Origin of the sequence: Rhizobium sp. TH2, from assembly GCF_024707525.1 — a bacterium.
In the GTDB taxonomy this organism is placed as follows: Bacteria; Pseudomonadota; Alphaproteobacteria; order Rhizobiales; family Rhizobiaceae; genus Rhizobium_E.
Window position 1 is genome coordinate 76294 of sequence record NZ_CP062233.1, and the last position, 12451, is coordinate 88744.

Genomic DNA, 12451 nt, shown 5'->3' on the forward strand with positions numbered 1-12451 from the left:
CCGTGTCTGAATCCATTCATTCCTCAGCCCGTTTCCATGGTGATCTCCCCTCGGCGACGTCAGACAAGGCTTTTCTTGATCATAAGGAACTGGCAGCTACGGCGTTCGAGCGGACCCGGATGCCGATTACTATCGCCGATGCGCGGGCGCCGGACGTTCCCATCGTTCTCGCCAACGAGGCTTTCTTGCAACTGACCGGATATGGCGCCGACGAGGTCATTGGCCGCAACTGCCGATTTCTGCAAGGTGCAGGCACCTCACCGGTGGCTGTTGCAGAAGTCCGGGCGGGGATAAAGGAACAGCGTGAGGTCAGCGTCGAAATCCTGAACTACCGCAAAGATGGCTCAGCCTTCTGGAACAAGCTACACCTGAGCCCTATACACGACGACGACGGGCAGCTTATTTATTGGTTCGCCTCCCAGATTGACGATACCCAGTTTCGCAAAGTCCAATCGCTCGAAGCGTCTGAGCATCGCCTGCTCATGGAAGTCGATCACCGGGCAAAAAACGTGTTGGCGATCGTAGACAGCATTGTGCGCCTCAGCAATGCAAGTGACCCACATCTGTATGCCGCCTCGATCCAGCATCGCGTGCAGGCGCTTTCTCGCGTCCACGGCCTGTTTTCAGAACGTGGATGGAGTGACATCCCGCTTGAGGACGTGGCGCGGCTGCAGGTTCAGCCATTTGTAGGAAGCCGGGCGACCTTCAAGGGTCCGCCCGTTATGCTGTCCCCAATCATGCTGCAGCCGTTAGGGCTTATTTTTCATGAGCTTGCTACCAATGCGGCAAGCCACGGAGCGCTGGAGGATGGCAAGGGAACGGTTAGCGTGGAATGGACCACAAATGACGGCCAGCTCATCATCTCCTGGAGCGAGGCGCCTATTGCTTCGACGGCTGGTGCCCGAGCGAAGGGGTTTGGCACAGTCATGATCGATGCGATGGCAGAGCGGCAGCTGAATGGACAGATTGAACGCGAATGGGGACCAGACAGTCTAACGGCTGTAGTCACCCTGCCGCTTGGGGTTTTGGGCGCATAAGCTGTACATGATCAGCCAAAGCCGATAATCGATGCTTACACCGGTCTCCTCCGATCACTTGGCCGTTCCCAATGGAGAGCTTATGTCAGTGCAACACCGCAACAATGTTAAAGTCCAAGGTCATGGAAGACGTTTCATGATGTTCGCGCATGGATTCGGCTGTGACCAAAATATGTGGCGCTTCGTGGCGCCGGCATTCGAGCAGGATTTTAAGACAGTGCTTTTCGACCATGTCGGCGCGGGAGCCTCCGATCTTTCAGCCTATGATCCGGATAAATATAGCACGTTGGACGGCTATGCCGAAGACGTCGTCGAGATCGGGAAAAGCCTTGATTTCCAGGATGCTGTTTTCGTCGGTCATTCCGTAAGTGCGATGATCGGTGTCTTGGCATCACTTAGCGCCCCCAGCATATTTTCACACCTGGTCCTGGTCGGACCCTCGCCGCGCTACATTGACGACGAGAATTATGTTGGCGGGTTCAAGGCCAATGACATCGAGGAAATGCTTGAATTCCTGGCCGACAACCACATGGGATGGTCCGCGGCCATGGCGCCGATGATCATGGGAAATCCGGACCGTCCGGAGCTAAGCCAGGAACTCGAAAACAGTTTCTGTCGCACTGATCCTGATATCGCCAAGGCCTTCGCCAGAGTCACCTTCACGTCGGATAATCGTGCCGATCTTCCGAAGGTCACAGCCAGAAGCCTCGTTCTCCAATGTAGCGACGACGTTATCGCATCGGACGTGGTCGGAGAATATGTTCAGCAACATATCCCGGGTAGCCAGTTGGTCAAATTGGATGCGGTTGGGCACTGCCCTAACCTGAGTGCGCCGGACCAGGTGATCGCTGCGGTCCGCAGCTTTGTCTAGGATAGACGCTGAAGCACTCGGGAACGCGCCAAGCGAGGACCTGCTGGATCTCTACGAGAACGCGCCCTGTGGCTACCTCTCCCTGTTACCAGATGGGCGCATCTTCAAGGTCAACGTAACTTTCCTGAATTGGACAGGTTTTCAGCGAGAGGAACTGGTCGGCAAGCTGTTGCGTGATCTGCTGAGTGTGGCAGCACGCATCTTTTATGAAACCCATTTTGCCCCCTTGCTCAGAATGCAGGGCTTTTTCCATGAAGTTGCCCTCGATATAGCCGCTGCCGACGGGTCGAGGCTAGCGGTGCTAGCCAACGCCGTCGAGCGCAAGAACCCCGAAGGCGAGCTGGTTTTTATCCGCGTGACAATGTTCCAGGCGACAGAGCGCCGGCGCTACGAACGGGAACTGGTCGGTTGGCCTCGATTAAATCCGGTCTCCGCATGCTGTCACGCGAGCCAGCAAATGAGAAGGCCAGATCTATTCTCGCTCTCATGAGGGCAGCGCCGACCGGATGTCAGGGCTTATCAATGATGTCATGGACTTGGCACGTGGCCGTCTCGGCGGCGGCATTGGCCTGATGCGACAGAAAAACCAGGAACTGGAGCCGATTTTACGACAGGTAGTTTCGGAACTCCAGGCGAGCCGGCCCGATCGCGTGATGATCACTTCCTTCAGTCTGGCAATACCGGTCACCTGTGATCCAGCGCGTATCGGACAAATGGCATCCAATCTTTTGGGCAATGCGCTCACCCATGGTTCCGCTGAAAAGCCGGTCCGCGTCGAGGCATCGAGCACCAACGAGATCCTTGAGATCGAGGTCGCGAATGCTGGCAAGCCCATTTCGCCATTCACCATGCAGAAGCTGTTCCAGCCGTTCTTCCGGGGCGAAGGCTCAACGGCCGAGCAGCAAGGTCTTGGATTGGGACTATACATTTCTTCGGAGATTGCCAAAGCTCATGGAGGGAGTCTCACGGTCTCTAGTAGCGACGTTGAGACGAGATTCTGCTTCCAAATTCCGAACCGTTCCAACTGATCGCGCCGCCGACCTAGGAAAGTCAGCAACAGCGATAATTCGAACGTCGGGTCAAAGATCGTTCGGCATACATAGCCATTGTGCGACATGCATAGAAGGTACTAACTCCTCTGCTTATTTTGATCTGAGACCCACTAAGGGCCGCTTTGCTAGTCGTGACTAAGCAGCTCGCGCATGGATTCCACAAGTTTCGAAGGCAAGTAGGGTTGTGAAAAAAACATACTTCCGTCGGGAAGGTCCGTGACTTCAATCGTATGGTGCCCTGAAACAACGATGATTTTAACCGGAGGCCATCTGTCTCGAACAGCTGCCGCCAATTTAAGGCCGTCCATCGATCCCGGCATGTCGATGTCGGTTACGATCAGGCGAATATTTTTATGATTTTCCAGGATGACGATAGCCTCATCGGCATTGCCAGCTTCGTAAACAACGTAACCTCGATCAGCAAGATGATCAGCAATATCCATGCGGACCAGAAGTTCATCTTCCACCACCAGGATCTCGATCGTTTGGGGCATGTCAGCGCTCTCTGAAAGTGCAGCTCCCTACAATGCTGTTCGAGCGGCAAAGGTCCCTCGCATTACGATCTTTCTATCTTGTTGAACTTTTCTTGCGCTAATGTTGCTGAGCGCCTCCGCGGAATGAGAGATGGATTCGATGCCCTTTAGCGACCCTCTTCATCCACTTTGGAAAATCGAAAACCTGCGTCGCGCCATTCATGCAGCTGGTGTGGCACTATGGTCCTGGAACGTCACTGATGATCGCTTCGCTATGGACGAACAAGCCTTTCAACTCTGGGGCTTGCAGAAGAGTGGCGAAGTCAGATTTGAAGACCTTTCTGCCCATATCCATCCGGTGGATCGGGACCGCGTGCGGGCAGCATTCACGGCGACACGAGGGATCGTCGGCTCGTATGAAATCGACTTCCGCATCATCGTTGGCGAAGATATTCGCTGGATATCGGCTCGCGGAATCGGCGAGCGGTCTCACCAGTCCCAAGGGACGAGGCGTCGGTGGCATCCCTCAGGCCGCGTTGGACGCCCTGCCGGCGCGGTCAGGCCTGTTCGCCCTGACCTCACGAAGTCTGGGCGGCCTGCTGGATATCAACCCCGCCTAACGCTCAGCGGATATGGGGGTCGTTTGGTCGGCGTGCGCCAGCGGCGACGAGATAATCCACGTCCGGCGCGAGCAAATCCTGTTTGCGGGCAAAAGCCTCGAATGCGCCACGGGCGGTCGCGGCTTCGATCTCACCTAACACGGCGGCCTTGCAGGCTTTGAGGGCCATCAGCTGCGCCGGGTTGCGCATATAGTCGGGCGCATCATTTAAAAAGATGTAGGCTTCCAACGCGTTGCGGATTTCTCGCACGACGCCGAGTCCAACTAGAACGCGGACAGGCTTGTCGAATGTATCGGGTTTCATGACTCCTCTCCCTTCTTCCCGATGATCCAACACCGGGCAGGTAAGCCCGGTGCTCAACAGTCCTTGCCGATAGACGGCGCGATATCAGGCGGCCCGCTGGCCTTCGATCTGCTGGGGGTTTGCCGAGGTCAGCGAGGGAGCCACGGTCTGGATCTCAATCTTGTGCGGCTTCATTTCGTCGGGAATCTCGCGGATAAGATCCACAGACAGCAGGCCGTTGACCAGGTTGGCGCCGGTCACCCGCACGTGGTCGGCAAGCTCGAATTTGTGCTCGAACGGCCGGCCGGCAATGCCACGATGGAGATAACCTTCAGCCTTGTCTCCTTCCTTGTGGCCAGTGACGATCAGCAGGTTGGACTTGAAGGTAAGTTCGAGTTCCTCTTCGCTGAATCCCGCCACCGCCAGGCTGATGCGGTAGGTATCATCTCCAGTTTTCACGATATCATAGGGCGGCCAGTCACTGATGGGACGGACGCGCTGGGCATTTTCCAGGAGATTGAAGACCCGGTCAAAACCAACGCTGGACCGGAACAGTGGGCTGTAATCGTAAGATGTTGCCATAGCCATATCCTCCTTGAAGCAACATGGGTATTAAGGCAGTCAAGCCTTGTTAAACCGGCCCTCTTCGGCGCCGGCAAGGATCGATTTAGTTGGGCGAATTTTGCAGTTCAAGATCCACCGCAAGATTTTTTTGCGGGGCCGCTTTTGACCCATGCTGGCCAGCTCTGTTCATTCTCCTGGGCCACTTCAAAGACCATGAGCCCCGGATCTCAACTTGGGGTGCATCGAGCTGCTTCAGCGCGGCAAGAATATCCTGGACGCTCACCAGTGCATGGGACCCTGGGAGCTCGCGGAGGGCCGGAACGGATTCCACGGCATACTGATCAGACGCCCAGGACGCTAGAATAGCGCGCTTTTCCTGTGGCGAGAGCGTCGGCGCCTCCAGGACTTGCCTGGGGCTGGAAAAGTATTCTGCCGGGTTGAGTAATGCCACGAGGTCGATGCCGGCGTGGGTTTCATGCTTGGGGTTAAAGCTTTCTACCTTTCTCATAAAAGCCTCCTGACTGATGTTAGGATGGGAAAAATCTAAAAATGTCTGGAATTTTTTCAAGGCCTGCGCGCTGCTGCGAATTCAAAAAAGACACACCATTGAGGTGAAGGTTCGTGGATTATGGTGGACATGCACCGAGCGATACCGACCTGGGCGTGATCGGAAGACGGTATTCATATCTGGAAACGATCCGCTACTGCTCGTGTGCGGAGGCCCCGTGATTTTAGTAAAACGCGTCAGGCAAACTGGCGGCGGGCCAATCCCCCGAAATACGGTGCACATCTCGCTGTTCGAGGTGCTCTTAAAAGCTGGAGCGCTGGAGAAAAAGAACTGCGAAGTCGTGGACACCACGATGTGACGGCCCACTACGACCAATATGAGTACCCGCTTCCGGTCCTTGGTTATGTCGGCGCCTCCATCATTACGGCGAGGACATCTTTCCCCTTCGCACGACAACGAGCTGTACGAGACCCAACTTTAAATTTGGCGGGCCGCCTTGAGAATTCGCCTTCTTGACCCCTCCCGGCGCTTGATTATATCGACTGTCGATAACGACTGCACCTACAGGGAGGTTTGAATGTCTGGCGGGTCCATGTTCCGGCCCGGAGTGAACTGTTGGCGGGTCGAACGGGCCGACGATTTTTCGATCATCGTCGATGCGGACGATTATTTCAGTACAATCCGTACTGCGATGATAGCCGCGCGCCGCATGATTTTCCTGGTGGGTTGGGATTTCGACGCCGGCACAACGCTGGGCCGACCAGATGTCGATGACGGGGCGCCTCGAAAAGTCGGCGACTTCATCATCTGGCTTGCTCGGCAAAACCCGGACCTCGAGATTAGAATCCTTCTTTGGAGCCCTGCCCTATTTGCAAGCTGGATGCGCCCGGCGAACCTTCCCTATTTGCTTCGGTGGAAATTGCATCCGCGGATTTCCGTTAGACTGGACGGTAGACATCCGATCGGAAGTTCACATCACCAGAAGATGCTGGTCGTGGATGACGCGATCGCTTTCTGCGGCGGGATCGATGTGACCCTTGATCGCTGGGATACGCGAGACCACCTCGACGACAATCCGATGCGACGACGGCCAAATGGCACGCCATACGGGCCGTGGCACGACGCATCTAGCAGGTTCACAGGCAAGGCAGCGAGCGCGCTCGCGGAACTTTGCCGCATGCGCTGGCATCGTGCTGGAGGAACCGACGTCCCTCTTATGGTAGAGGAGGAACTGCCTGAGTCACCGCCCGCTCTTGGCACTTCGTTTGGTCCCGTCGACGTTGCCATTGTCCGGACAGAGCCCTCCCATCTCGACGAGCCCCGCGTGACTGAGATTGAGAAGCTCTATGTCGACATGATCGGCGCCGCCCGGACGTTGATTTACGCCGAGAGTCAATATTTCGCGTCGAGGAGCATCGCTCAAGCGATTGCGCGTCGGCTTGACGAACCTGACGGTCCGGAGGTCGTGCTGATCAATCCCCTCGCTTCTGACAACTGGCTCGGAGCGCTGGCGATGGACACGGCCTGAGCTCGACTGAGGGAGTCGCTGAGGCGGCACGATCCTCATGGTCGGTTCCGTATCTATCACCCGGTAACCGCAAAGAGCCAACCGATCTATGTGCATTCCAAATTGATGATCGTGGATGACAAGATCGTCCGCGTTGGCTCTTCCAATATCAATAATCGCTCAATGCGCTTTGATCGGGAGTGCGACGTCGCATTCGAGGCAAGTGGTTCAAAAGAGATGCACCGTCGTATCGCCGCGCTGAGAAACAGCTTGATTGCCGAGCACTTGGGTGTTTCCACCGAAATCGTTTCGCGCGAGGCCGAAAAGGGGTCAATGATCGCGGCTATCGAAACTCTTCGGAAACTGCGGCAGGGGCGCACCCTCGTATCCTATGAAACGCCCGAGGTCTCCGACCTTGAGCGATGGCTTGCCGACAACGAGATCCTCGATCCCGAGGGACCTGAAGGACTGTTGGAACCAATCGAGCGCCGGGGCCTGTTTCGAGGCCGTTTGCATTTGCCCCATGGAAGGCACAAACGCGAAAATTAAGCACACGCGCCGACGCTCGTGCCAAGTCGTTGTCGCCTCTGCGGCGCCCCAGCGCCAAGGTCGGAACTCCGTTCAGGCCTAAACGTTGCTGGGGGCTGGTGAAGTCCACAACGAAGAAATGCAATGGCTGTTCGACCAAATATTCAGTGGATCGCTCGGACAGGATACACCGCCCGAGCGGTCGTGTTCTTCCTCGTTGGTGGCCTAGCTCTGTTCGCCGGGATTGGTGGAGGAAAGTCCGATACCAAGTTAGCTCTCGACAGTCTCCTTGAGCAGCCGTTCGGCCGTGTGTGGGTTGGCCTTATCGCCGTCGGCCTGCTCGGCTTCGTGGTCTGGCGGCTCGCACAATCGGTCGGCAATGCCGATCACTTGCCTCACGACGTTAAAGGAACAGCGACCAGGACTGCCCTCTTTGGTAGTGGCGTAGTCTACGTCGGTCTAGCCTATTACGCTTTGGAACATGCGTTCACGTCGGGTTCGAACGGCGGCGGAGGCACCGAGAAAGGGTTGGCTGAATGGGCAATGTCGCAACCCTTTGGCAAATATCTGGCAGGAGCGATCGGCATTGGCTTCATCATTGGCGGTTGCGTCACCATTGCCAAAGGTGTTCTACGAAAATATGAGCAGTATCAAAGCGCAGAGGCGAGGCACAATCGTGCCATCACAGCCGTGTGCATTTACGGCTTGAGCGCCCGCGGCGTCCTCTTTGCCATTGTCGGCTGCTTTTTTGTTTATGCCGCATTCACTGTCAATCCTGACCAGGCGGGCAGCGTTCCAGACGCGTTGAATTGGATACGAGGCCTACCCTTTGGAGGAGTCCTCTATTCGATAGTAGCTGTCGGGCTGGCGTCTTTCGGGGCGTATAACTTGATCCAGGCTCGCTACCGCGTCGTCCGTGAGCCCGAGTTCCCGAACGAGTTTGAGACAGCTAATCACAGTCTTCACCGCGCTGGAATTATCCCGGAATAGAAAATATGGGATGAGGTTCTGCCCAGAATGATCGAGTAGCGCAAGCCGTGATGACCGCTTAGTCTGAACTCGACGAGGCCCCATTGAGCTTTCCAGTCGTCGGACCAGTGAGCGACGATCGTTCGACAACCGAACAGACCATTTTGTAAGGGGTGTGGCGGGAGCCGATCGTCGCCGAATGTTTTCCAAGTTGCTGAACAGCCCAGGCGCCCATAGGACGATGAGGAAGCTCTAACGTAGTTAGCTGGGGTCTAAGATGACGTGCGAGCTCGTCGTCATCATAGCCGACAACCGACATGTCTCGCGGGATGACGAGGCCTGCTTCTGCGAGAGCGATGAAGCACCCCATTGCCATCTTATCGTTTTGACAAAATATTGCCGTGGGTCGTTCTTCGAGCGAAAGCAGTCTCTGCGCTGCCTCAAATCCGGAAGTGGGAGACCAATTACCTTCAACAACAAGACTGTCTTCGTAGGTGATACCAGCCTCAGCAAGGGCTTCCCGATAACCTATAAGCCGATCCTGTGCTGCTTCCATAAAGAGCTCGCCGGTGATGGTCGCGATGCGGCGGTGCCCCAATTTGATAAGAGATCTTGTTGCGGTTCTACCGCCGATGACCTCGTCGGGCACGACAGATGGATAGCGATTTTCTCGGGTGTAGCAATTGAGCAAAACAAGAGGGATGGGAAGGTCTTCGAACACTCGTGCAAGCGACACACGTCGGGTGAATATCGACATGTAGACGATACCCTGAGCGCCGGCGCGCAACAGCCGCTCCACTGCTCGTACCTCATGCTCTTCCCTGGCTTGGGTTTGCGCCACAAGGATCGTGATATCATTTTCCCAAGATTCGTGCCGCGCGCCCTCGATGGCATTAACGGCTTCTGGCGTCGTGGCGAGCTGGTCGACGATAAAGCCTATGCAGTCTCCCTTGAGCTCATCCAATGCCGCATGCCGGATGACGCTACCGACGCCGTAGCCGAGCCCTCGTGCGGCCTTTATCACCCGTGTCCGCAATTCCGGGGAAATCTTAACGTCAGACACTCCATTCAGAACGACCGAGACCGTTGCCTGCGAGCAGCCTGCGGCTTTGGCCACGTCCATCATCGTTACGCGTTTGCTTGGCTTGCGTGTGCTCATGCTGGGCTCCTACCCACTCCATACGCCAACTGATAAAATTCTTCCATTGACTAATATTTATTAGCTGCCGTATTGTGCTCGCACCTGAGGAGGTATTTCCCCATGACGGCGAGCACGATCGATTACAATATTTCTGCACAGGTCAAACAGCTGGCCGATGACGGCATTATCGGCCTAAAGGGGGCATTTACGCCTCAATGGGCCGATGCAATGCGGGAAGATATGATGACTGCCTTCTGGTCGGCCATTCAACGACCCGGTGGCGCTGTGGGGCGCGGCCCGCGCCGCTGGTATGTCGAAATTCACCCCGAGAACTTCGGAGGGTTTGTAGATCTCGTGACCCATCCCTGGGTCGTGGACGTATGCAATAATGTGCTTGGCCCAGACTACCAGATCGTGGAAATCGGTTTTGACGTGCCGTTTCAGGGCGCGAAGTATCAACCGTGGCATCGCGACTTCCCCTCCCCAGTCGATACGTATCGCGATCGAAAGATCACGTCGCTAGCATTCAATCTCACGGGGGTCGATGTAACGGAGGACATGGGGCCGTTCGAAGTCGCCCCCGGCACACAATACGATGACGGGCGCGATTGGAAGCATGAGATGTTTCCCAACAAGTGCCTCTGGGGTCGCTTCCAGGAGCGGGCAACGCGGAAGTATCCTCGCCGAGGGGACATCTCTTGTCGTTCGGCCCTGACAGTTCACCGCGGCACCGAACACCTGTCCCCTATTGCGAGGCCCGTCATGGTGCTTGGCGTCGATGCCCCTGGCGCCGGCCATGCTGCCCTGCATGACATGATGGTCACCCAGGAATGGCATGCAGCGCTACCGCAAAGCGTCAAGAAGCATTTGATTTGCCGTGTGGTCGACGAGCTCGTGCCGGTCACTCAGAAGCATGACATCGAGGGGCTTGTCATGGGTGCTGACCCAGTGTGATTAGTTTGGACTCTGGTGGACTACCTAGGCTTCAGGTAGCAATTCGTCGGACACTTGCCACGACGCGTTTCCGATGCCTGGCCGTCCCTGCAATCTTCAGAGATGGCAGACACATTGGGCGATGCTGCGGCTCAGCAAGCACACGACAGGGATTCCTCCGTCGTCATAAGTTCAAGCTGATCCGCCTATCGCCGAGCACGGTAAGCGATGCGTCGTGCGTTTCGTCGGCGCCATTACAAACCGCGTCCTTCAGGACGACAACCCGATACCTCAGGTGATACCGCCGAGCGCCGTGGCCAACACGCATACATTAGTCTCTCCCCCCGCCACGACGATCATGTCGATGGCGACTTTGGAGGTATGCGTGCAGCCGCCCGTCCACCCACTGAGAGTAGGCGACTTTGTCGAAGACGGCTGCGGGTGGACAGAAGCCTATCAGCTCCGGCACTAGGTCCAGCATCTCCGTTCTGAGTTGCTCGCGCGTCATCATCCACCATTTCTCGTAATATGGGCGCCACATACCTCGGGCTTCGGCGGGGTTTGCCGGAGTGATGAACCTGGTGAAAATCGTTCGCTCGCTGTACCGTCAAGCCACTTGCAGCACCTGAGTGGACATGGCTTCCATCCCCGGCACGCGCCACGGCGTGTCCTCGGCGAACAATGGCGGACGCTGGACCGGCGGAACCCACTTAACGAGCATGACATGGACGAAGAGCCCACGCGCATAGCCGCGGAACCCCCGTATTTGCACCCGATCGCGAGATAGAATTTCGCGTCGCTTTTCCAGGCAGAATTACTCCTGGCTCGCTCGAACTTGCTCGACCATTGCCGGAACCCCGAGGCGTGCATGGCCGTTCATAGTCCAATGTCCAACAAGGAGTTCGCCATGGCCGCCCTGACGCTCGAAGACCTTTCCGAAAAAATGCGGAAGATCGATTTCTGCATGCTCTCTACGCGGGAGGGTGACGGAGCGATTTCGACGCGCCCGATGAGTAACAACGGAGACGTCGAGTACGACGGCGACTCCTGGTTCTTTTCCTTCGAAAATACCCGCAAGGTGGCTGCAATCTCGCGCGATTCGAGAGTGTCCCTTTCCCTCTCCGGGGCTCCGAGCCTACTCGGCAAACCCGGCATCTTCGTCGCCATTGATGGTGAGGCTTCTATCATCAAGAGCAAAGCGGAGTTTGAGAAGCACTGGGTAACGGACCTCGAAAGGTGGTTCGCCGACGGCATCGACACGCCGGGATTGGTTCTCATCAAGGTGCATGCCGGCCGGATCGAATACTGGGACGGCGAAGAAAACGAAGTCATCGCTGTAGATTGAGGGAGACGATCTTGGATATTAGGGATTTCGAGGACAAGGGACTGAGGCTTCGTCTCGAGGAGTTCTTCGCTGGCACGCTCAAGGGCTGGGGCTTCACAGTCAGCCGTTTCGGCAATTTCCAGAACTCGTTCCGCATCGACGCGCAATCGCATTGGGAGGGGGCTACCAACACGCTAAAGATGACTGAGTTCTACAAATTCGATGATGGACATCACGATCCGCTTAGCTGGTCCATCGTCAAAAAATCTGAGGAGGAATACGAAGGGTTCGAGAAGTCAATCGAAGGAAGCGCCACCGGACAACAGCGGGGCAACGCCTTCCACTGGCGGTACTCGAGAAACGTCCCCGATAAGGACGGAAGCATCTCTGGTTTTGGCTTCGATGATTGGTTCTGGCTCATTGAGCCCAAAATCCTATGCGTTTCGGCGTCGATCACAAAGCTTGGAATCGAAGTGGCCCGACTTTCGGGTTTTTATCAGAAGCTAAGTTGAATATTGCCAACCGGATTAGGAACGGCCGCCCGATCGTATCCAAGCGGCCGCTACCTAATATCCTGATTTCGGGATCAAGGCGAGATGCAGGGTACGAGATGCAGGGTAAGGGGTGCCTTGTTAACGCGAA

The 12451-nt window shown here is 56.2% G+C and carries 11 protein-coding genes and 5 pseudogenes; 10 read left to right on the forward strand and 6 right to left on the reverse strand.

What is annotated here, in order from left to right; genetic code table 11:
- Nucleotides 1–2 precede the first annotated feature (2 nt).
- The 3 genes and pseudogenes from IHQ71_RS30410 to IHQ71_RS30420 all read left to right on the forward strand — a co-directional run bounded on the left by IHQ71_RS30410 (nucleotide 3) and on the right by IHQ71_RS30420 (nucleotide 2936).
- Entirely contained in the window at nucleotides 3–1037 is a 1035-nt protein-coding gene (locus IHQ71_RS30410) for a PAS domain-containing protein (RefSeq protein WP_258163450.1), read from the forward strand.
- An 82-nt stretch (nucleotides 1038–1119) separates the two neighbouring features.
- Nucleotides 1120–1908 (forward strand): alpha/beta fold hydrolase, encoded by a 789-nt coding sequence (locus tag IHQ71_RS30415; protein WP_258163451.1) that lies wholly within the window; start codon nucleotides 1120–1122, stop codon nucleotides 1906–1908.
- A 1-nt stretch (nucleotide 1909) separates the two neighbouring features.
- Nucleotides 1910–2936, forward strand: a pseudogene (locus tag IHQ71_RS30420) (PAS domain-containing sensor histidine kinase).
- Nucleotides 2937–3085: 149 nt separating this feature from the next.
- Here IHQ71_RS30420 and IHQ71_RS30425 read toward each other — a convergent pair.
- On the reverse strand, nucleotides 3086–3454 hold the full coding sequence (locus IHQ71_RS30425; RefSeq protein ID WP_258163452.1) for a response regulator transcription factor: 369 nt from the start codon (nucleotides 3452–3454) through the stop codon (nucleotides 3086–3088).
- A gap of 139 nt (nucleotides 3455–3593) precedes the next feature.
- Here IHQ71_RS30425 and IHQ71_RS30430 point away from each other — a divergent pair.
- Nucleotides 3594–3917: pseudogene (locus IHQ71_RS30430) on the forward strand (histidine kinase); the annotation flags it as partial.
- 139 nt (nucleotides 3918–4056) lie between these two features.
- On the opposite strand, the gene IHQ71_RS30435 reads toward IHQ71_RS30430, so the two are convergent.
- The 3 genes from IHQ71_RS30435 to IHQ71_RS30445 form a co-directional block, all read right to left on the reverse strand.
- The gene (locus tag IHQ71_RS30435) at nucleotides 4057–4356 is read right to left on the reverse strand and encodes a DUF982 domain-containing protein (RefSeq protein ID WP_258163453.1); all 300 of its coding nucleotides are present in this window, start codon (nucleotides 4354–4356) and stop codon (nucleotides 4057–4059) included.
- A gap of 84 nt (nucleotides 4357–4440) precedes the next feature.
- Nucleotides 4441–4917 (reverse strand): Hsp20 family protein, encoded by a 477-nt coding sequence (locus tag IHQ71_RS30440; protein WP_258163454.1) that lies wholly within the window; start codon nucleotides 4915–4917, stop codon nucleotides 4441–4443.
- Nucleotides 4918–5002: 85 nt separating this feature from the next.
- Complete coding sequence (locus IHQ71_RS30445; protein WP_258163455.1) at nucleotides 5003–5407, reverse strand: hypothetical protein; 405 nt, start codon at nucleotides 5405–5407, stop codon at nucleotides 5003–5005.
- A gap of 204 nt (nucleotides 5408–5611) precedes the next feature.
- Here IHQ71_RS30445 and IHQ71_RS30450 point away from each other — a divergent pair.
- The 3 genes and pseudogenes from IHQ71_RS30450 (at nucleotide 5612) to IHQ71_RS30460 (ending at nucleotide 8432) form a co-directional block, all read left to right on the forward strand.
- Nucleotides 5612–5907: pseudogene (locus tag IHQ71_RS30450) on the forward strand (hypothetical protein).
- Nucleotides 5908–5984: 77 nt separating this feature from the next.
- Nucleotides 5985–7463, forward strand: a pseudogene (locus IHQ71_RS30455) (phospholipase D-like domain-containing protein).
- A 123-nt stretch (nucleotides 7464–7586) separates the two neighbouring features.
- Nucleotides 7587–8432 (forward strand): DUF1206 domain-containing protein, encoded by an 846-nt coding sequence (locus tag IHQ71_RS30460; RefSeq protein ID WP_258163456.1) that lies wholly within the window; start codon nucleotides 7587–7589, stop codon nucleotides 8430–8432.
- Between the two features lie 58 nt (nucleotides 8433–8490).
- On the opposite strand, the gene IHQ71_RS30465 is transcribed toward IHQ71_RS30460, so the two are convergent.
- The gene (locus IHQ71_RS30465; RefSeq protein WP_258163457.1) at nucleotides 8491–9570 is read right to left on the reverse strand and encodes a LacI family DNA-binding transcriptional regulator; all 1080 of its coding nucleotides are present in this window, start codon (nucleotides 9568–9570) and stop codon (nucleotides 8491–8493) included.
- Between the two features lie 102 nt (nucleotides 9571–9672).
- On the opposite strand from IHQ71_RS30465, the gene IHQ71_RS30470 reads away from it, so the two are divergent.
- Entirely contained in the window at nucleotides 9673–10506 is an 834-nt protein-coding gene (locus IHQ71_RS30470; protein ID WP_258163458.1) for a phytanoyl-CoA dioxygenase family protein, read from the forward strand.
- Nucleotides 10507–10637: 131 nt separating this feature from the next.
- Here the strand turns inward: IHQ71_RS30470 and IHQ71_RS30475 are convergent.
- A pseudogene (locus IHQ71_RS30475) lies at nucleotides 10638–11206 on the reverse strand (cysteine hydrolase family protein).
- Between the two features lie 186 nt (nucleotides 11207–11392).
- Here IHQ71_RS30475 and IHQ71_RS30480 point away from each other — a divergent pair.
- Both IHQ71_RS30480 and IHQ71_RS30485 read left to right on the forward strand, forming a co-directional pair.
- On the forward strand, nucleotides 11393–11830 hold the full coding sequence (locus IHQ71_RS30480; RefSeq protein ID WP_258163459.1) for a pyridoxamine 5'-phosphate oxidase family protein: 438 nt from the start codon (nucleotides 11393–11395) through the stop codon (nucleotides 11828–11830).
- An 11-nt stretch (nucleotides 11831–11841) separates the two neighbouring features.
- Nucleotides 11842–12321 carry a DUF3833 domain-containing protein gene (locus IHQ71_RS30485; RefSeq protein ID WP_258163460.1) on the forward strand — a complete coding sequence of 160 codons (480 nt, stop codon included), beginning with the start codon at nucleotides 11842–11844 and terminating at the stop codon, nucleotides 12319–12321.
- Nucleotides 12322–12451 lie beyond the last annotated feature (130 nt).